Genomic DNA, 17,966 nt, shown 5'->3' with positions numbered 1-17,966 from the left:
GGCCCCGGAAGCGCCGGTTGCCTGTGGGGACGGGGGGCCGGGGCGCGGAGATGGCCCCCGTGCGAGTGCACGGGGGCCATCTCTGTGTGCGGGGGCTGCTCTGCGTACAGGTGCCGCTCCGTGTGCGGGGGCTGCTCTGCGTACAGGTGCTGTTCCGCGTACGGATGCTGCTCCGTGTACGGATGCCGCTCTGCGTACGGGTGTCGCCTCAGCCGCGGGCCGGTTGCGCGCCCCGTTCGGGCTGGGCGTCTTGTTTCGGGCGGGTGGTGCGGGACGGAGGCCGTGCCTCCGGCGTCCCGTCCGGGGGTGCGGTCGCCGGGGCCTGCGCGCGGGTGCGGGCGAGGAAGCGGATCAGGGTCCGTATCTCGAACTGGAACACCTCGACGCCGTCCGTCGAGTGCAGCTCCACGATCACCTGCGTACGGCCGCACGGCCAGACGCGGACGGCCCCGCGTTCGATCGGGGTGCGCAGGCCGCGCTCCAGGAGGTCGCGGCCGAAGGCCCAGTCGGTGCCGCCGGGCAGCGTGATGTGGACGGTGCGCGGATCGTCGGCCGCGTCGTAGCGCAGGTCGACGGGGACGGGACGGGTCAGAGGGCCATCGGTGATGAGCCGGGCGCGGGCATGTACTTCGATCACAGGGGACATGGGCCGGCTCCTCCTATATGTATCGCTCTGCCCTCTAATGTCCCATATTTCACGGAACTGGCACGGTGAGCGTGCGCTCAGGTGACAGCAGGTGAGCCCCTGGACCCCGCAAGGCGCAGGTGCCGGGCTGCTGCTCTTGCGCATGGTTCGCAAGAGGGCACTATTATTGATGGGTTCATGACCCCGCCCGCAGAGCCGCGTCCACGCGGACGCGGACACCGTGCGGTACCGCAGGAAGCGGAGCCTTTCCCATGCATGTACCCGATGGTTTCATCGATGCACCCGTCTCCGTGGCCGCCGGGGTGGTCGCCGCCGGCGCGGTCGCCGTCAGCCTTCGCGGCGCGCACCGCGAACTGGACGAGCGCACCGCCCCGCTCGCCGGGCTCGTCGCCGCCTTCATCTTCGCCGTGCAGATGCTGAACTTCCCGGTCGCCGCCGGTACCAGCGGCCATCTCATGGGCGGGGCGCTGGCCGCGATCCTCGTCGGTCCGTACACGGGGGTGCTCTGCCTGGCAGTGGTGCTGCTGATGCAGGGCATCTTCTTCGCGGACGGCGGCCTCACCGCGCTCGGTGTCAACATCACGGTCATGGGCGTGGTCACCGTCGTCGTCGCGTACGGGCTGTTCCGGCTGCTGACCGGCGTCCTGCCCCGCACCCGCCGCTCGGCCACCGCCTCCGCGTTCGTCGCCGCCCTGGTCTCCGTACCCGCGTCGGCCGCCGCGTTCACGCTGCTCTACTGGATCGGGGGCACCACGGACATCCCGATCGGCAAGGTGTTCACGGCTATGGTCGGCGTACACGTCCTGATCGGCATCGGTGAGGCGGCCATCACCGCGCTCACGGTCGGCGCCGTCCTCGCCGTACGCCCCGACCTCGTCCACGGCGTCCAGGGCCTCGCCGCCCCCCTCAAGCTCCGGGTCGACGGCGAACTGGTCGACGCCCCGGCCGCCACGCGCGAACCGGAGCCCGCTTCCGCCCCCACCAGGTCCACGCGCGGGTTCTGGATCACCGGCCTGGTCTCGGCCTTCCTCCTCGCCGGGTTCGTCTCCTTCTACGCCTCCGCCAACCCTGACGGCCTGGAGCGGGTCGCCGCCGACCAGGGCATCGACGAGAAGGCGGAGGAACACGGCGCGGCCGACTCCCCGCTCGCGGACTACGGGGTCGGCGACATCGCGAACGCCCGGCTCTCCGGCGGCCTCGCCGGGGTGATCGGGGTCAGCGCCACCGTCGTCGTGGGCACGGGGATCTTCTGGGTGGTGCGCCGCCGCAAGGAGGAGTCCGCCACCGAGGCGTCCCGTGACCACGAGAACGTCTGACGAGGCGTCCCGTGACCACGAGCACGTCTGACCGGGCAGTGGTCCTCCAGGCCGAGCGGTCCGACGCAGAAGCCGAGCGGACCGGCGGAGAAGCCGAGCGGTCCGGCGGAGAAGAGGTCTGACCATGGCAGCGGGCCACGCCCACAAGCTCTACCGGCACGGACACTCGCCGGTCCACCGGCTGCCCCCGCACTGCAAGCTGGCCGCCGTCTTCGGCTTCGTGCTCGTGGTCGTCTCCACCCCGCGCGAGGCGATGTGGGCCTTCGGCCTGTACGCGGCACTCCTCGCCGCCGTCGCGGCCGCGGCCCGCATCCCGGCCCTCTTCCTCCTCAAGCGGCTGGTCATCGAGGTGCCGTTCGTCGCGTTCGCGCTGCTCATGCCGTTCGTGGTGCCGGGCGAGCAGACAGTGGTGCTCGGCGTCTCCGTCAGCGTCCCCGGCCTCTGGGGCGCGTGGAACGTCCTGGCCAAGGCCACCCTCGGCGTCGCCGCCTCGGTGCTCCTGGCCTCCACCACCGAACTGCGCGCGGTGCTGCTCGGCCTCCAACGCCTGAAGCTGCCCCCGCTGCTCGTCCAGATCGCCTCGTTCATGATCCGGTACGGGGACGTCATCACCGACGAGATGCGGCGCATGTCGATCGCCCGCCGCTCCCGGGGGTTCGAGGCGCGCGGCGTACGTCAGTGGGGTGTCCTGGCCACCTCGATGGGCGCCCTGTTCATCCGCTCGTACGAGCGTGGCGAGCGTGTCCACCTGGCCATGGTCAGCCGGGGCTACGCGGGCACGATGCCGGTGATCGACGAGGTGACGGCGTCGCGGGCCCAATGGGCGTACGCGGCGGCCCTCCCCGTACTCGCGCTCGCGGTCTGTCTGCTGGGATGGACCCTGTGACCCCTTCCCCGATGGATGCCGACACCGCCCCGTCGCTCGACGTCAGCGGCCTCGCCTACGCCTACCCGGACGGCCACCAGGCCCTCTTCGGGGTGAACCTGACCGTGGGGCGCGGCGAGCGCGTCGCGGTCCTCGGGCCCAACGGCGCGGGCAAGACCACCCTCGTCCTGCACCTCAACGGCATCCTGGAGGCGGGTTCCGGCACGGTCCACGTCGCCGGACTCCCGGTGGCCAAGCGGAACCTGGCGGAGATCCGCCGCCGCGTGGGCATCGTCTTCCAGGACCCGGACGACCAGCTGTTCATGCCCACGGTCCGCGAGGACGTCGCGTTCGGCCCGGCCGCGTCGGGCCTGCGCGGGCCGGAGCTGGAGGAGCGGGTCGTGCGCGCGCTGAAGCAGGTCGGGATGCAGGAGTACGCGGCCCGCCCGCCGCACCACCTCTCCTTCGGCCAGCGCCGCCGCGTCGCCGTGGCCACCGTCCTCGCGATGGAGCCGGAGATCCTCGTCCTCGACGAGCCGTCCTCCAACCTGGACCCGGCCTCCCGCCGCGAACTGGCCGACATCCTGCGGTCGTTGGACGTCACGGTGCTGATGGTCACGCACGACCTGCCGTACGCGCTGGAGCTGTGCCCGCGCGCGGTGATCCTCAGCGACGGTGTGATCGCCGCGGACGGACGTACGCAGGACCTGCTGTGCGACGAGGAGTTGATGCGGTCGCACCGGCTGGAGCTGCCGTTCGGCTTCGACCCGCGTTCGGTCACCGTTCCGTCGCCGTGAACAGGCGGCCGTCGCTGGGGCCGGGTGCCTGTTCCGTCGCCGTGAACAGGCGGCCGTCGCTGGGACCGGGTGCCTGTTCCGTCGCCGTGCACCGGGCCGCCGTTCCATCGGCGTAAACAGATCGTGACAGCCTGAAGGGACCGGCGACCCGGCCCCCGCGCCGCCCGCGCGGCCGTGCACCATGGGGGGATGAGCGGGAGCGCGGGACTGAGCACGGCGGCGGGTACGGGAGCGGGCGCGTCCACACGTACGGACACGGGAGCGGGCGCGTCCACGGAAATCGGGATGGGCGTGGACGTACGGGGCACGGTGGCGCCCGGGTTCGAGCCGGTCGCGGACGCCTTCGTCCGTAACTTCGAACAGCGCGGCGAGCGTGGCGCGGCCGTCGCCGTCTACCACGACGGGCGCAAGGTCGTGGACCTGTGGGCCGGTACGAGAGACGTGGACGGCGCCGAACCGTGGGCCGTCGACACCGTCCAGATCGTGCGCTCGGCGGGCAAGGGCATCGCCGCCGCCGTACCCCTGCTGCTCCATCAGCGCGGGCAGGTGGACCTGGACGCGCCGGTCTCCACGTACTGGCCGGAGTTCACGGCGAACGGCAAGGAACGCGTCCTGGTCCGGGACCTGTTGGCCCACCGCGCCGGGGTCCCCGCCCTGGACCGCCCCCTCACCCCCGCCGAGGCCGCGGACGGGGTCCGTGGGCCGGCGGCGGTCGCGGCCCAGCGCCCGGAGTGGGAGCCGGGCACGGACCACGGGTACCACGCCCAGACCTACAGCTGGCTCGTCGGCGAACTGGTCCGCCGCGCCACCGGCCGCACCATCGGCCGCTGGATCGCGGAGGAGATCGCGCGCCCGCTCGGCCTGGACTTCTGGTTCGGGCTCCCGGCGGACGAGGCCCACCGCATCGGCCGGATCGGCCCGGTGGAGCCCCCGCCGCCCGCCGCCGCCTCCGGCTCCCTGCGGGTACGCCCCAAGCGCTCGGTCGTCGACGCCTACCGCGACCCCGACTCCCTCACCCGGCGGGCGTTCGGCGCGATCGACCCGTTCCCCGACGAGAACGACGCCGCCTACCGTACGGCGGAACTCCCGGCCTCCAACGGCATCGCGACGGCCCGGGGCCTGGCGCACTGTTACGCGGCGATGATCGGCCCGGTCGACGGCCACCGCCGCCTGTTCGCCCCCGCGACCCTCACCCTGGCCCGCACGGAGGAGTCGGCGGGCCCGGACCGGGTCCTGGTCGTCAACACCCGCTTCGGCCTGGGCTACATGCTGCACGGCCCGGCAGCGCCGCTGCTGGGCCCGGGTTCGTTCGGCCACCCGGGCCGGGGCGGTTCGCTCGGCTTCGCGGACCCGGAGTCGGGCATCGCGCTGGGCTATGTCACCAACGGCCTCCAGAAAGGAGTGACCGCCGACCCCCGTGCCCAGGCGCTGGTCAGGGCAGTACGGTCGGCGCTATGACACGAGCCCGCTTTGATGGTTACAGCGTCCTGATCACCGCCGCCGGCCAGGGAATCGGCGCGGCGACGGCCCACCGCCTGGCGGCGGAAGGGGCGGCCGTCCTCGTCACCGACCTGGCCGCGAAGCGCGCCTTCGACACGGCGGCGGCGATCCGCGAGGCGGGCGGCACCGCCGACTCCCTGGCCTGCGACGTGGCGGACCGGACGGCGGTGGAGGCGGCGGTGGCGTACGCGGTCGAGACCTTCGGCCGCCTGGACGTCCTGGTCAACAACGCCTACGCGGCGGGCGAGGACGCGAAGCTCTTCGAGGACGAGAGCGACGAGATCTGGGAACGCGACCTCGACATCACCCTCTCGGGCCCGTTCCGCTGCTCCCGCGCCGCCCTGCCGCACCTGGTGGCCTCGGGCCGGGGCGCGATCGTCACCATCGGCTCGGTCAACGGCGAGCAGGACTTCGGCGGCCACGCGTACAGCGCCGCCAAGGCGGGCCTGAGCAGCCTGACCCGTACGCTGGCGGGCCACGCGGGCCCGCGCGGCGTACGGGTCAACCTGGTGTCCCCGGGCACGATCCGCACCGACGCCTGGTCGGGCCGCGACGCGGAGCTGGAACGCGCGTCGGCGCTCTACCCGTTGGGCCGGATCGGCACGCCCGAGGACATCGCGTCCGCCGTCGCCTTCCTGGCCTCGTCCGACGCGTCGTGGATCACGGGGACGACGTTGCGGGTGGACGGGGGGATCCTGGCGGTGAACACGGGGTTCCGGCAGGCGATGGCACAGCCGTGAATCCCCTGGCCGAGCGTCGCGCAGGGGCCCTGCCCTGCCCGCATGGTCATCACCCGCGAGCACTCACGAGCGCCCCATGTACGCCTGCGCGGTCACTCCACCCCGTGGCCGGCCGCCCGGCTCCCAGCGGTCCGGGCCGTCCGTCCCGAACGGGCCCCGGTGAGCAGGTGCAGTACGAGGCCGAGCGCGGCCACCCCCGTCGCCGCCCACGGCAGCGTCCTGGCCGGGACCCCTCCGGCCAGGGCGAGGCCGCCGAGGGCCGAGCCGGCCGCGCTGCCCAGGTAGAGGGCCGAGTTGTTCAGGGCCAGGGCGACCGTCCCCGTACCGGTGCCGTCGCCCAGGGCGAGGAGCCGTTGCTGCTGGGGCACCTGAAGGGCCCAGCCGGAGGCTCCCCAGAGGACGAGGGCGGGGAAGGCCGCCGCGCCGAGCAGGGGCAAGGACCCCTCGGCGAGCACCAGGCCCGCCATCACGGCCGTCACGAGGGCCGTGGCTTTCCCCGTACGGTCCAGCAGCGGGCCCGCCACGACGCTGCCCAGGACGCCGCCGATGCCCCAGGCCCAGAGATAGGGAGTGGTCGCGTTCTCGTGCACGCCGCCCGTCGAGGCCAGGACGGGGGCGAGATAGGTGTAGAGGCCGAGGCTCGCCACCGCCGCCAGGAACGAGACGCCGACGACCGGGGCGACCCGGCGATCGGTCAGCGCGCCGAACCTGGCGCGCAGCGGCACCTGCGGCTCCGCCGGAATCCTCGGCAGCCGCACGGCGAGGCCCGCCAGGGCGATCACGCCGAGACCGGTCACCAGCCACATGGTGACCCGCCACCCCGCGTGCCCGGCCGCCAGTACGCCGAGGGGCACCCCCAGTGCCGTGCCGGCGCTCATGCCGCCCATGACCAGGGCGAGGGCCTGGCCCTGCTGCCCCTTGGCCGCGAGCGCGGACGCGGCGGCGGTGGCCAGAGCCGAATAGACGCCCGCACCGACGCCGGCCACGGCCCGGGAGCCGAGGAGTACGGCGATCGAGGGGCTGAGCGCGGTCAGGGCGTTGCCGAGGGTGAACACGCCGAGCGAGGCGATGAGCAGGAGGCGCGGGGACACCCCGGACAGCAGCCCGGCGACGAGCGGGGCGCTCAGCGCGTAGGCGAGGGTGAAGACGGTGACCATCTGCCCGGCCAGCGACACCGTGGTGGCGAGGTCGTCGGCCACGGCGGGCAGCAGCCCGGCCATCACATAGGCGTCGAGGCCCAGGGTGAACGCCCCCAGCATCAGCAACCAGATTCTGCGCACAGTGCGCCAACTCCCTTGTCCGGTGGGTTTCCGCGTGAGTCCGAACGTCGTCCGACCGCTCTCCGATCGCTGTCACGACTCGCTGCCGAGGCGGGTTGTCACGACGGCGGACGCAGGGAAACGTAGGCAGGCTCCGTTCCTCCGGGGAAATGCCGTGAGTAGTGCGTTTATGCTCGGGCGGCATGGATCTGTCCCGTGTCGAGCTCCGTCACCTGCGCGGCTTCCTCGCCGTCGCCGAAGAGCTGAACTTCACCCACGCCGCCGCCCGGCTGCGGATCGGTCAGCCCGCCCTCACCCGTACCGTGCGCACCCTCGAAGAGACCCTCGGCGTCCCGCTGCTCGCCCGGACCACCCGCACCGTGGAACTCACCGCCACCGGAAGGCGGTTGTACGACGAGCTCCCCCCGCTCCTCGCCCGGCTGGAGACCGCCCTGTGCGGCACGGGGCAGGACGCCCTGCTGCGGCTCGGGTTCACCTCCCAGCTCCCGGCCGCCTGTGCCGCCCTGACCACGGCCTTCGAGCGGTCCACCGGCGCGGGCGTCCGGCTGGTGCGCAAGGACGCCCCGCTGGCCGGGCTCGCCGCGGGGGCCTGTGACATCGCGGTGGTACGCGGCGAGATGCCCGACGACGAATCCGTACGCAGCCGAGTTCTGCTGCACGAGCCGCGTACGGCCGTCGTCGCCCGCGACAGCGTGCTGTTCTCCGGACGCCGGGTCGTGGACTGGGCCGAACTGGCCGATCTGCCCCTGGTCGTGAACACGGTCACCGGAACCACCCGCCCCGACCTGTGGCCGGCCGACCGGCGACCCGAACTCGCCTGTACCGCCGACAACTTCGACGAGTGGCTGGAGGCGGTGGCGGCCGGTCACGGCGTGGGCATCGCCCCGGAGCCCGTCATGCACCGCCACCAGCATCCCGGCCTGCGTCGTCTCCGGCTCAAGAACGCCCCCGACATTCCCGTCCACCTGGTGATGCCGGCCCGGCACGGACACCCGCTCGCCGTGCGCTACTTCGCCGCCGCCGCCGTCCCTGCTGGTCGCCAGCCCGCTGACCGCTGACCGCTGACCACTGACCACTGACCGCCGGCCACTGACCGCCGGCCACTGACCGCCGGTCGCTGACCGCCGGCCGTGGTCGGCGGAGTGGTCGTCGCCCGAGGGGGGCTCCCGGGGCGGGAAACCCTCAACTCGTGTGCAGCATCAGCCCGATGCCCACCACCATCAGCCCCGCCGCCGCGATCCTCGGCGCCCCGAAGCGCTCCTTGAAGAACAGTGCGCCGATCGCCGCGCCCACGATGATCGACGACTCCCGCAGCGCCGCGATCGGGGCGAGCGGGGCCCTGGTCTGGGCCCAGAGCACCAGCCCGTACGCGACCACCGAGAGGGCCGCGCCGAGCAGACCGCGTACGACGAACGGCTTGAGCTGGGAGGCCAGTTCGGCGCGGCGGCGGTAGTACGCGTACGCCGGGATCGCCAGGCCCTCCAGGATCATCAGCCACGCCACGTAACCGAGCGGTGTGCCGGAGGCGCGGACCCCGACGCCGTCGACCGTCGTGTACCCGGCGATGGCCAGGCCCGTGCCGAGGGCCGCTGCGATCGCGGGCCAGTGCGGGCGGGTCCCGGAACCCCGGATGCCCCAGAGCGCCAGCCCGACCAGTCCCGCCGAGGCGACCGCGACCCCCGCCGTCGCCCACGCGTCCGGACGCTCGCCGACGAAGACCGCCGCCAGGACCGTCACCACCAGCGGGGCCGTGCCCCGGGCGATCGGGTACATCTGGCCGAAGTCGCCGAGCGTGAACGACCGCATCAGCAGCAGCATGTACGCCACGTGGAGCGCGGCCGAGACCAGGAGGTACGGCCACGCCCCCGCCGCCGGGAGCGGAACGAACGGGGCCATCGCCGCGCCGATCAGCAGGCCGCCGCCGGAGATCAGCGTGAAGGAGAGGAGCTGATCCTTGATGGCGTGGGCGATGGCGTTCCAACTGGCGTGCGTTATCGCGGCTGTGAGGACCGCCAGCGCGACCAGCGGGGTCACGTGGCGGGCCCGCGCACATCCGCGACGGCCGCGCCCGCGCGGGTGACCGGTGTGTCCGGGGCCGCCGCGCCCGCGTGGGCGGGGGCGGCGGGTATGGCGGGACGGGCGGCGGGGGCCTCGGATGTGCTCATGGCTGCACGCTAGCGGTCGTTGTAGGGGGCACGCGAGGGGGTTCCGGGGGCTGGGCGCCGCGCCCCCTCCCGTGCGCCTGCGCGCCCTTTCGCCAGGTCATCCGGCCAATCCGGGGGCGGTCTCTGGCCGGAATCGGCTGGTGCCGATCACGGTTCCCGCTCCTCGGGCCACAGTGATAGGGCGATATATGCAGGAAAGTGCGACAAGGGGGAAATAATGTTGCGCATCCATTTCACCTCCCAGGACCTGGAGTACGTCCGCATCGCCCGGAGCCCTGACCCGCTCTGGGAGATCATGTGCAGCGTCTGCCGGCTCCAGACCGACGAGGGCCGGATCGCGTTCGGCCCGTGGCGGCGCGCGGTGACGCCTCTGCTGCGAGGCGGGGGCGAGGGCCGCCCCGGGGCCGACCGGGCCGTCGCGCTCGCGCTGCGCGGCCTGATGCCGTGCGGCCCGTACATCCCCGACTTCCTGACCCCGGCGGTGGACGGCGGCAACACCGATCTGCGGCAGGGCGTGGACCGGGTGCTGTCGACGCCCCGGAGCCGCCTGCGCCGGGAGTTCACGCTGCTCACGGAGTCGGGGGCGGGGTCCCGGGCACGGGTGCCGGGCCCCCGGGTGCGGCCGTTCGCGGCGGAGCAGCTCGCGCGGGGCGACGCGGGGGCGCTGCGGGCGCTCGGGGGGCTGCTGACGGCGTACGACGCGGCGTTCGTCGCCCCGTACCGGCCCTGGATCGACGCGGCGGTGGCCTCGGACGTCGCCTGGCGCTCCCGCGAACTCGCGGCGGGCGGCACCCGGGCGCTGCTGGAGACGTTCCGCCCGATGGCCCGGTGGAGCCCGCCCGTGCTGGAGGTGACGTACCCGGTCGAGCGGGACCTCCACCTGGCGGGGCGCGGCCTGCTGCTGGTGCCGTCGTACTTCTGCTGGCGCAAGCCGGTCACGCTGTTCGACGGGGCGCTGCTGCCGGTGCTGGTCTACCCGGTGGAGAAGCCGGTCCTGCCGCCGGCGACCACCTCCGGCTCCTCGCTCGCCCGGCTGCTGGGGCCGACGCGCGCCGCGCTCCTGTACGAAGTGGCGGCACGCGGCTGCGCCACGACCTCCGAACTGGCCCTCGCGGCGGGCTGTTCGCTCCCCAACACCAGCCAGCAACTGGCGATCCTGCGCGAGGCGGGCCTCGCCGCCTGCCGCAAGGAGGGCCGGTGCGTGCTCCACCACCCCACGCCGCTGGGGCGGCGACTGCTGGAGACGGCGACCGGGGCCGGCGCGTCGCGGGGACCCCTGCCGACGCCTCGGCCCGTGACGGTCTCACCTTGAGGAACGCGCGGGGGGACCCCCGAGGACCCCGTGACGGTTTCACCCTGATGAAAGGGTGCGGCGCGAGCGGCCGGCCCCCTGCCACGCTTCTGCCATCCGGACGGCCGGCCCGCGGAGGGAACGCCGCGGGACGGCCGCCCGGGCGACCGGAATCACCCGTCCCACAGGGGAGCGCCGGGTCCAGGGGCCCGACGCAGGGAGGAGAAGACATGCGCAGTTTCGTACGAGCGGCAATGACGCTCATGTTCACGGCGGGGGCCGTGCTGGCGACGGGAGCGGGGGCGCAGGCCGGCGCGTCCGACACCCAGGACGCCCAGGACACCTACGCGGGATGCCGGTCCGGGTATGTGTGCATCTACCCGGGCGCGTCCTGGAACGGCAACCGGCCCGAGGCGACGTACTACCGGTACGGCGTCTACAACCTCAACAACCAGACCGGCACCCACCGGGTGTTCAACAACCAGACCGGCGGGGCGTCCGTGCAGCTGTGCACGGGGTACGACGGGGTCGGCTGCGGCGAGAAGATGCCGACCTGGACCTTCTGGGACGTGAACCTGACTCCGATCAACTCGATCAAGCTCGCGCCCTAGGGTCTTCACGAGAGGCCCTGGCCGGCCCGCGGCTTCAACTCACGTGACCCGGGGCGGGGGTGCATCCACCCTCGCCCCGGCGACGGGGGCGGCGGCGGGTGCGGTGGCACGGGGCGTTGGGCTCGGACGTCCACAGGGCATCCCATGGCGTCCCAGGGCGTCCATCGGCGTCGCGTGCCGTCATCGGCCACTGGGCGGGCGGCGCACCGACTCCTCGGCCGGTGCCCCGCCCCCGCCCCGTGCGCTGTCGGCTCCGGTCTCAGCCGCCCGTGCGCAGCACTTCCGCGACCACCGGTCCCGCCGCGTCGCCGCCGTGGCCGCCTTCCTGGACGACCGCAGCCGCGGCGAGGTCGTTGTTGAAGCCGGTGAACCAGCTGTTCGACGTCTGCCCGTCGACCTCCGCCGAACCGGTCTTGGCGCCCTTGTCGCCGACGACCTCCCCCATGGGCTTGGTGCCGGTGCCGGAGGGGCTGGTCGCGGTGTAGCGCATCATCTGCCGCAGTTGCTCGGCCACACCGGCCGGCAGCGGCTTCGCGGTGGCGAACGGGCGGTTGTCCACCTCGCGGGCGATCAGGTACGGCTGCTTGAAGGCGCCGTTCTTCACGGTGGCGGTGACCGAGGCCATGTTCAGGGGGCTCATCAGCACCTTGCCCTGCCCGATGTACGAGGCCGCGGTCTCGGCCCCCGAGGACTCCGGGATGCTGCCGTCGAAGGAGGGCACACCGGTCTGCCAGTCGTCCTGGCCGAGGCCGAAGTAGGTGCGGGCCTCCTGGCCCAGAGCCGATCCGGCCCGGTCGCCGAGCGGTTTGACCGGCTTGATGAAGGTGCTGTTGCAGGACCGCGCGAACGCTTCGCGCAGCGTGGCGTTCTCGATGGAGAAGTCCTTGAGGTTGTGGAAGGTCACCCCCTCCCACGGCACCGTGGACGGGCACTCCACCGGCGCGTTGATGCTCCCGAGGTTGTTCTGGATGATCATCGCCGCTGTCACGATCTTCATCGTGGACCCGGGGGCCAACTGGCCGCTCATGGCGGCGTTGTAGCCATCGGCGCGGTTGTTGGCGATGGCCCGGATCGCGCCCGTGGACGGCTGGATGGCGACCACCGAGGACTCGCCGTACTTCTTCACCGCCCGCTCGGCCGCCGCCTGCGTGTTCGCGTCGAGCGTCGTCCGCAGCTTGCCGGGCTTCCCCTTGGCGAGGGTCAGCAGGGTGGTGTCCGGCTGCTTCTCGTCGGCGGGCTCGATCCAGGTCTCGATACCGGGCGAACCGCCCGCGGTCTCACCGTACTTCTGGCGCAGGGTGTCCAGGATCGGCCCCAGCGAGGGGTACTTCTCCTTGGTGAGCACGGTTCCGTCGTGGCCGAGGGCCTCGATCGCCGCCGTCGAGGACTCGCCCGTCCTCAGCGTCGCGCCGGCGGTCAGCTTCGGGTGGACGACGGTGGGTTCCCAGTCGACCAGCGCCTTCCCGGTCGTCAGCCCGCGCACCACGGTGAGCTCCGAGGCGTACGACAGGGGCTTCGCCTTCCCCTCGTACGACACGGTGGCCTCGACCGTGTACGGCACCTTCGTGCCGACCGCCGCCCTCGGCGTGATCTTCACCTTCCCGATGTGGGCGTCCTCGCCGTACGAGGCGAGCACGGGTTTCGCGTCGGCCTCGTTGTTGGTGAGCTGGGCCGCGCCCGCCGCGTCCCCGGACGTCCAGGCGTCGAAGAAGCCCTTCGAGGTCTCGGCTATCTCCTCCGCGCTCGGCGGCCCCGTTCTCACCTCGGGCGTCGACTTCTGGGAGGCCACGTCGTCGCCCCCGTCGCTTCCGAGCACTCCGTACGCCCCGTAGCCGATTCCGCCGGCCACCAGGATGAACACTCCGCCGACCACGGCGACCTTCGCTCCACTGCGCATCTGTGCAGTCCCCCTCCCCAGGAGCACCCCTCGAACATGTTCAAGGGGCAACTGTGAGGAAGACTAAGATGATTTCGCGAGCCGCGAGAGTGTTGTTACCGGACCGGAACGCTTGGCTGGAAAGCGCTCTCTCCAGATGGCGGATACGTGGGGGATTGCCCCATGGGCGTACGGGAGTGGCCACACCGGGTCCGTGAGTCACACCGGCTCCGGCAGGTCCATGAGCGCGAGCCGGGCCGGGTCGGTCACGGCGGTGATCTCGGTGATGCGTCCGGCGGACACGGTGAAGGCGAGGAGGGACAGCGGGGTGCCGTCCCCGCTCCAGGAGATGACTCCGGGGAGGCCGTCGACGGTCACCGCATGCCCTCGTGCCGCGCTGCCGGCCACCCGCGCGCGGGTGGCGACCTCGGTCGCTCCGAGCGTGACGAACGTGCCGTTCGGCGTGTGGACGGTGAACTTCACCTCGGGGTGCAGAACCTGCAGCAGTTGCTCGAACCGGCCCTCGCGCGCCGCGGCCAGGAAAGCCCGGACCACCTCGCGTCGTGGTCGTACGGCGTTCGCCGGCCGCTGGGCGGTCCGTACCTTCCGGCGGGCGCGGCTGGCCAGCATCTTGGTCGCGTCGGCGGACCTGCCGAGAAGGGCGCCGATCTCCGCGAACGGCACGGCGAACACGTCGTGCAGCACGAACGCCAGCCGCTCGTCCGGGCGCAGCGCGTCGAGGACCGTCAGGAGCGCGAGGCCGACGGAGTCCCCGAGCGCCACGAGCTCCTCCGGAGCGGACGTGTCGTCGAGCATCACGGTGAGCTCGGGCAGCCGGTCGTCCAGGGGGACTCCCGGGCGGGCCCGGCCCGACCGCAGGACGTCGAGGCTGATACGGCCGACCACGGTGGTCAGCCAGCCGCCCAGGTTGTCGATGGCGTCGGCGTCCTGACGGGACAGGCGCAGCCACGCCTCCTGGACCACGTCCTCCGCGTCGGCGTGCGATCCGAGCACCCGGTGGGCGACGGCCAGGAGCCGGTCGCGGTGGGACTCGAAGGCATCGGCGATCGGGTCCGCCGGATGGGTGTCGGGCATGTCGTTACCTCCCTGGAAGCCGCTTCGTCATAGGGGTGACGGGCGCGAGCCCGGCAACGTAACCCGATCAAGGCCGATGAGGGCCCGTTCAGGCCCGGCCAAGACCCTATGAAGGAGAGCACTCCCGCATGGAGAACCGGCTCAGGAACAAGAACAAGAACACGAGCAACGCCGATGTGTGGACCGCGGTCCAGCACCTTCAGAAGGCGATCGCCGCCGGGGGCGTCGACCCGAAACTCCTCGCGCTGGTCCATCTGCGGGCCAGCCAGATCAACGGCTGCTCGGCGTGCGTCCACGCCGGTGCGGCCGGCGGCAGGAAGGCCGGCGAGACCGACGAGCGGCTGCACAACGTGGCGGCGTGGCGCGACGCGCCGTTCTACACCGACGCGGAGCGCGCTGCGCTGGCGCTCGCCGAGGCGGCCACCCGGTTGCAGGACGGTGCGGAGGGCGTCACCGACGAGGTCTGGGAGGAGGCCAACGCCCATTTCACCGAGGAGGAGATAGGCGCGATCAACCTGGAGATCGCGTTGACCAACTTCTTCAACCGGATCAACCGCACCATCAGGGAACCGGCCGGCCGGACCTGGGGCTGAGCCCGTCGTGGAGACCGAGAAGCCCGTTCGGTGAGGGTTTGCCGGCCCGGTCCGGACCAGATTCTCGATCTGATGCGTGAACGTGGTGTCGCCGGGCACTAGGACGAACGCAACGAAGTCCTGGCGGCCGAAATTGCCGGGACGTACCGGTGGGGTGCATGAGGACGTTGTGAACTGAGGGCGTGCACACGCCTAACCGGACTTGACGATGGGAACTGGCATGATTCTTCTTGGTCTTCTTCTGCTCATAGTCGGCCTGCTCATCAGCATTCCGCTGCTGACGACGATCGGCGGCATTCTTATCGTGGTGGGCGCCGTTCTGTGGATCCTGGGCGCGACCGGGCGTCAGGTCGGCGGGCGAAAGCACTTCTTCTAACCTTCCGAGCCCGGTGGCTTACGTGCGGGTGGGCCGCGACGATATTTCGTCGCGGCCCACCCGCACGTCGTCCGCCGTCCATTCCGCTTCCTACACCCACGTGTCCAGCCACATCCGGTCCCGCCACAGGTCGTCCGGGATCGAGGCCCCCGTGTACAGGGGATAGAAGTAGATGAAGTTCCAGATGATCAGCAGCACCAGCACCCCCGCCGCGATCGCGCCCACGGTGCGGCGGCGTTCGCCGTTCGGGTCGTCGGCGGTCAGGCCCAGCTCCGCCCGGGCCCCCGTGCCCGCCGCCGGGCCCAGGATCGCGCCGAGCATCATCGTGACGGCCAGGCAGAGGAACGGGACGAACACCACCGCGTAGAAGAGGAAGATCGTGCGCTCCTGGTAGAAGAACCAGGGCGCCCAGCCCGCCGCCACCCCGCACGCGATCGCGCCGGCCCGCCAGTCGCGGCGGAAGAGCCAGCGCCACACCACGTACGCCAGGGCGAAGCACGCCGCCCACCACAGCAGCGGGGTGCCGATGGCGAGGACCTCGCTGGCGCACTTGCCGCTCGCCGACTCCTTGCAGCCGGTCTGCTCCTCGTAGAAGTACGAGACGGGGCGGCCCAGCACGAGCCAGCTCCACGGGTTCGACTCGTACGTGTGGCCCGAGGTCAGGCCGACGTGGAAGTCGTACACCTGGGTCTCGTAGTGCCACAGGCTCCGCAGCCAGTCCGGCAGCCAGCCCCAGCGGGAGCCCTTGCCCTCGGTCGCCGCCCAATCGCGGTAGTAGCCCTTGTCGGTGACGATCCAGCCGGTCCACGAGATCACGTACGTCACGATCGCGACCGGCACCGTCGCGAAGAACGCGGGCGTCAAGTCCCGGCGCAGCACCGCCGCGTACGGTCGCACCGCGCCCGCCGTACGCCGTGCGCCGACGTCCCACAGGACCGTCATCAGGCCGAACGCGGCCAGGATGTACAGGCCGTTCCACTTCGTGGCGAAGGCCAGGCCCAGCATCACGCCCGCCGCGATCCGCCACGGCCGCCACCCCAGGCGCAGGCTCTTCGCGATCCGGTCGTCCGGGCGCAGCACCCCCTCCGCGTCCACCGGCAGCGCGTCGGCCAGCCGGCGGCGGGCATGGTCCCGGTCCACCACCAGGCACCCGAACGCGGCCAGCACGAAGAACATCACGATCAGGTCGAGCAGCGCGGTCCGGCTCATCACGAAGTGCAGCCCGTCCACCGCGAGCAGCAGGCCCGCCAGACAGCCCAGGAACGTCGAGCGGAACAGCCGCCGCCCGATCCGGCACAGCAGGAGCACCGAGACGGTGCCGAGCACCGCCACCATGAAGCGCCAGCCGAACGGCGTGAAGCCGAACATGTGCTCGCCGAGCCCGATGATCCACTTCCCGACCGGCGGGTGCACCACATACCCCGGGTCGGTCGGGATCGGCACCGACGAGGGGTCCTTGAGGATCAGCTTGTCGACGTCCTTGGGCCAGGACCCCTCGTACCCCTGGTTGACCAGCGCCCACGCGTCCTTCGCGTAGTACGTCTCGTCGAATATCACCGCGTGCGGCTGGTCCAGCTTCCAGAACCGCAGCAGCCCCGCGACCAGCGTCACCAGCAGCGGACCGCCCCAGCCGGACCACCGCACCAGCCGGTCCGCGACGTGCGGCGGCACCGCGAACACGGACCACACCTGCCGTCCCGGCCGGGTGTACGGCGGGTCCAGCCGGTCGCGGAGCGGCGTCTCGGGCCGGGGAACATGGCCGAAACGGCGCAGCCGTCGTTGCCAGGCGGTCGGCTGTTCGCCGAGCGGGTCCCCGGCTTCCAGGCCCCGCCGGGTCTCGGGTGCGGTACTCGTCACCGCGCCATCGTAGGGAACGCATCTGTGCGAAGGGCGCTGCCCGTGCTGCGAGGATGGCGGATGTGACTGGAACGACTGGAACGCTCGTGCTCGCAGGGACCCCCATCGGCGACGTGGCGGACGCCCCGCCACGCCTGGCCGCCGAACTGGAGCGGGCCGACGTCGTCGCCGCCGAGGACACCCGGCGGCTGCGCCGGCTCACCCAGGCGCTCGGCATCCACACCTCGGGGCGTGTCGTCTCGTACTTCGAGGGCAACGAGTCCGCCCGTACGCCGGAGCTGGTGGAAGCCCTGACCGGCGGCGCCCGGGTGCTCCTCGTCACGGACGCGGGGATGCCGTCCGTCTCCGACCCCGGCTACCGGCTCGTCGCCGCCGCCGTGGAGAAGGACATCCGCGTCACCGCCGTACCCGGACCCAGCGCCGTGCTGACCGCCCTCGCCCTCTCCGGGCTGCCGGTGGACCGGTTCTGCTTCGAGGGGTTTCTGCCGCGCAAGGCCGGTGAACGGCTCTCCAAGCTCCGCGAGAACGCCGACGAGCGCCGCACGATGGTCTTCTTCGAGGCCCCGCACCGGCTGGACGACACGCTCGCCGCGATGGCCGAGGTCTTCGGGGCCGAGCGCCGCGCCGCCGTGTGCCGGGAGCTGACCAAGACGTACGAGGAGGTCAAGCGCGGTCCGCTGGGCGAGCTGGCCGTGTGGGCGGCGGACGGCGTACGCGGTGAGATCACCGTCGTCGTGGAGGGCGCCACCGACTCCGGCGACGAGGGGCTGGACGCGGAGGAGCTGGTGCGGCGGGTGCGGGTGCGCGAGGAGGCGGGGGAGCGGCGCAAGGAGGCCATCGCCGCCGTCGCCGCCGCCGCCGGGCTGCCCAAGCGGGAGGTGTTCGACGCGGTGGTCGCGGCGAAGAACGCGGAGAAGGCCCCGCCGAAGCCGTAGGCGCAGCCGTAGCCCTGGCCGTA

General features: G+C 72.4%; 18 protein-coding genes. 11 read left to right on the top strand and 7 right to left on the bottom strand.

From position 1 onward, the window contains the following. Positions 1–208: 208 nt before the first annotated feature. Positions 209–646, bottom strand: coding sequence for an SsgA family sporulation/cell division regulator (locus ACLJPL_RS22285; protein ID WP_411082642.1), 438 nt, complete (start codon positions 644–646; stop codon positions 209–211). Between the two features lie 251 nt (positions 647–897). Between ACLJPL_RS22285 and ACLJPL_RS22280 the strand changes: the two genes are divergently transcribed. The 5 genes from ACLJPL_RS22280 to ACLJPL_RS22260 all read left to right on the top strand — a co-directional run bounded on the left by ACLJPL_RS22280 (position 898) and on the right by ACLJPL_RS22260 (position 5,864). Beyond that, positions 898–1,962, top strand: a complete 1,065-nt coding sequence (locus tag ACLJPL_RS22280; RefSeq protein WP_411082641.1) for an energy-coupling factor ABC transporter permease — start codon at positions 898–900, stop codon at positions 1,960–1,962. A gap of 124 nt (positions 1,963–2,086) precedes the next feature. After that, entirely contained in the window at positions 2,087–2,848 is a 762-nt protein-coding gene (cbiQ, locus tag ACLJPL_RS22275; protein ID WP_411082640.1) for a cobalt ECF transporter T component CbiQ, read from the top strand. Further along, a complete protein-coding gene (locus ACLJPL_RS22270; RefSeq protein WP_411082639.1) occupies positions 2,836–3,624 on the top strand; it encodes an energy-coupling factor ABC transporter ATP-binding protein in 789 nt (262 codons plus the stop codon). Before cbiQ ends, ACLJPL_RS22270 begins: the two co-directional genes overlap by 13 nt. Positions 3,625–3,915: 291 nt before the next feature. Next, positions 3,916–5,082: a serine hydrolase domain-containing protein gene (locus ACLJPL_RS22265; RefSeq protein WP_411082760.1), complete on the top strand. Its 1,167-nt coding sequence runs from the start codon at positions 3,916–3,918 to the stop codon at positions 5,080–5,082. Further along, a complete protein-coding gene (locus tag ACLJPL_RS22260; RefSeq protein ID WP_411082638.1) occupies positions 5,079–5,864 on the top strand; it encodes an SDR family NAD(P)-dependent oxidoreductase in 786 nt (261 codons plus the stop codon). Before ACLJPL_RS22265 ends, ACLJPL_RS22260 begins: the two co-directional genes overlap by 4 nt. A 92-nt stretch (positions 5,865–5,956) precedes the next feature. On the opposite strand, the gene ACLJPL_RS22255 is transcribed toward ACLJPL_RS22260, so the two are convergent. Further along, positions 5,957–7,144, bottom strand: coding sequence for an MFS transporter (locus ACLJPL_RS22255; RefSeq protein WP_411082637.1), 1,188 nt, complete (start codon positions 7,142–7,144; stop codon positions 5,957–5,959). 182 nt (positions 7,145–7,326) lie between these two features. Between ACLJPL_RS22255 and ACLJPL_RS22250 the strand changes: the two genes are divergently transcribed. Next, positions 7,327–8,202 carry a LysR family transcriptional regulator gene (locus ACLJPL_RS22250; protein WP_411082636.1) on the top strand — a complete coding sequence of 292 codons (876 nt, stop codon included), beginning with the start codon at positions 7,327–7,329 and terminating at the stop codon, positions 8,200–8,202. A 124-nt stretch (positions 8,203–8,326) separates the two neighbouring features. Here ACLJPL_RS22250 and ACLJPL_RS22245 read toward each other — a convergent pair whose 3' ends face one another. Both ACLJPL_RS22245 and ACLJPL_RS22240 read right to left on the bottom strand, forming a co-directional pair. Further along, the gene (locus tag ACLJPL_RS22245; RefSeq protein ID WP_411082635.1) at positions 8,327–9,178 is read right to left on the bottom strand and encodes an EamA family transporter; all 852 of its coding nucleotides are present in this window, start codon (positions 9,176–9,178) and stop codon (positions 8,327–8,329) included. Continuing rightward, the gene (locus ACLJPL_RS22240) at positions 9,175–9,309 is read right to left on the bottom strand and encodes a hypothetical protein (protein WP_411082634.1); all 135 of its coding nucleotides are present in this window, start codon (positions 9,307–9,309) and stop codon (positions 9,175–9,177) included. Before ACLJPL_RS22240 ends, ACLJPL_RS22245 begins: the two co-directional genes overlap by 4 nt. Positions 9,310–9,526: 217 nt before the next feature. Here ACLJPL_RS22240 and ACLJPL_RS22235 point away from each other — a divergent pair, with 217 nt between their 5' ends. After that, complete coding sequence (locus tag ACLJPL_RS22235) at positions 9,527–10,621, top strand: ArsR/SmtB family transcription factor (RefSeq protein WP_411082633.1); 1,095 nt, start codon at positions 9,527–9,529, stop codon at positions 10,619–10,621. 209 nt (positions 10,622–10,830) lie between these two features. Beyond that, the gene (locus ACLJPL_RS22230) at positions 10,831–11,211 is read left to right on the top strand and encodes a hypothetical protein (RefSeq protein ID WP_411082632.1); all 381 of its coding nucleotides are present in this window, start codon (positions 10,831–10,833) and stop codon (positions 11,209–11,211) included. A 259-nt stretch (positions 11,212–11,470) separates the two neighbouring features. Here ACLJPL_RS22230 and ACLJPL_RS22225 read toward each other — a convergent pair whose 3' ends face one another. After that, complete coding sequence (locus ACLJPL_RS22225; protein ID WP_411082631.1) at positions 11,471–13,108, bottom strand: penicillin-binding transpeptidase domain-containing protein; 1,638 nt, start codon at positions 13,106–13,108, stop codon at positions 11,471–11,473. 198 nt (positions 13,109–13,306) lie between these two features. Next, positions 13,307–14,182 carry a sigma-70 family RNA polymerase sigma factor gene (locus ACLJPL_RS22220; RefSeq protein ID WP_411082630.1) on the bottom strand — a complete coding sequence of 292 codons (876 nt, stop codon included), beginning with the start codon at positions 14,180–14,182 and terminating at the stop codon, positions 13,307–13,309. 128 nt (positions 14,183–14,310) lie between these two features. Here ACLJPL_RS22220 and ACLJPL_RS22215 point away from each other — a divergent pair, with 128 nt between their 5' ends. Together ACLJPL_RS22215 and ACLJPL_RS22210 are read left to right on the top strand one after the other, a co-directional pair. Continuing rightward, positions 14,311–14,775, top strand: a complete 465-nt coding sequence (locus tag ACLJPL_RS22215) for a carboxymuconolactone decarboxylase family protein (protein WP_411082629.1) — start codon at positions 14,311–14,313, stop codon at positions 14,773–14,775. Between the two features lie 220 nt (positions 14,776–14,995). Beyond that, positions 14,996–15,151, top strand: coding sequence for a hypothetical protein (locus tag ACLJPL_RS22210; RefSeq protein ID WP_411082628.1), 156 nt, complete (start codon positions 14,996–14,998; stop codon positions 15,149–15,151). Positions 15,152–15,241: 90 nt separating this feature from the next. On the opposite strand, the gene ACLJPL_RS22205 is transcribed toward ACLJPL_RS22210, so the two are convergent. Next, the gene (locus ACLJPL_RS22205; RefSeq protein ID WP_411082627.1) at positions 15,242–17,008 is read right to left on the bottom strand and encodes a dolichyl-phosphate-mannose--protein mannosyltransferase; all 1,767 of its coding nucleotides are present in this window, start codon (positions 17,006–17,008) and stop codon (positions 15,242–15,244) included. 53 nt (positions 17,009–17,061) lie between these two features. On the opposite strand from ACLJPL_RS22205, the gene rsmI reads away from it, so the two are divergent. After that, the gene (gene rsmI, locus ACLJPL_RS22200) at positions 17,062–17,943 is read left to right on the top strand and encodes a 16S rRNA (cytidine(1402)-2'-O)-methyltransferase (protein WP_411082626.1); all 882 of its coding nucleotides are present in this window, start codon (positions 17,062–17,064) and stop codon (positions 17,941–17,943) included. Positions 17,944–17,966 lie beyond the last annotated feature (23 nt).

Source organism: Streptomyces sp. cmx-18-6, from assembly GCF_046548915.1.
Classification (GTDB): domain Bacteria; phylum Actinomycetota; class Actinomycetes; order Streptomycetales; family Streptomycetaceae; genus Streptomyces.
Note: the sequence above shows the minus strand (reverse complement) of the source record. Positions and strands in the feature narration are given on the sequence as shown.

What these genes read in the sequence shown, in the direction of transcription:
- ACLJPL_RS22285 (WP_411082642.1), bottom strand. Translation starts at nt 646, where the DNA reads ATGTCCCCTGTGATCGAAGTACATGCCCGCGCCCGGCTCATCACCGAT.
- ACLJPL_RS22225 (WP_411082631.1), bottom strand. Translation starts at nt 13,108, where the DNA reads ATGCGCAGTGGAGCGAAGGTCGCCGTGGTCGGCGGAGTGTTCATCCTG.
- ACLJPL_RS22280 (WP_411082641.1), top strand. Translation starts at nt 898, where the DNA reads ATGCATGTACCCGATGGTTTCATCGATGCACCCGTCTCCGTGGCCGCC.
- rsmI (WP_411082626.1), top strand. Translation starts at nt 17,062, where the DNA reads ATGGCGGATGTGACTGGAACGACTGGAACGCTCGTGCTCGCAGGGACC.
- ACLJPL_RS22270 (WP_411082639.1), top strand. Translation starts at nt 2,836, where the DNA reads ATGGACCCTGTGACCCCTTCCCCGATGGATGCCGACACCGCCCCGTCG.
- cbiQ (WP_411082640.1), top strand. Translation starts at nt 2,087, where the DNA reads ATGGCAGCGGGCCACGCCCACAAGCTCTACCGGCACGGACACTCGCCG.
- ACLJPL_RS22230 (WP_411082632.1), top strand. Translation starts at nt 10,831, where the DNA reads ATGCGCAGTTTCGTACGAGCGGCAATGACGCTCATGTTCACGGCGGGG.
- ACLJPL_RS22215 (WP_411082629.1), top strand. Translation starts at nt 14,311, where the DNA reads ATGGAGAACCGGCTCAGGAACAAGAACAAGAACACGAGCAACGCCGAT.
- ACLJPL_RS22220 (WP_411082630.1), bottom strand. Translation starts at nt 14,182, where the DNA reads ATGCCCGACACCCATCCGGCGGACCCGATCGCCGATGCCTTCGAGTCC.
- ACLJPL_RS22240 (WP_411082634.1), bottom strand. Translation starts at nt 9,309, where the DNA reads ATGAGCACATCCGAGGCCCCCGCCGCCCGTCCCGCCATACCCGCCGCC.
- ACLJPL_RS22250 (WP_411082636.1), top strand. Translation starts at nt 7,327, where the DNA reads ATGGATCTGTCCCGTGTCGAGCTCCGTCACCTGCGCGGCTTCCTCGCC.
- ACLJPL_RS22260 (WP_411082638.1), top strand. Translation starts at nt 5,079, where the DNA reads ATGACACGAGCCCGCTTTGATGGTTACAGCGTCCTGATCACCGCCGCC.
- ACLJPL_RS22235 (WP_411082633.1), top strand. Translation starts at nt 9,527, where the DNA reads ATGTTGCGCATCCATTTCACCTCCCAGGACCTGGAGTACGTCCGCATC.
- ACLJPL_RS22210 (WP_411082628.1), top strand. Translation starts at nt 14,996, where the DNA reads ATGATTCTTCTTGGTCTTCTTCTGCTCATAGTCGGCCTGCTCATCAGC.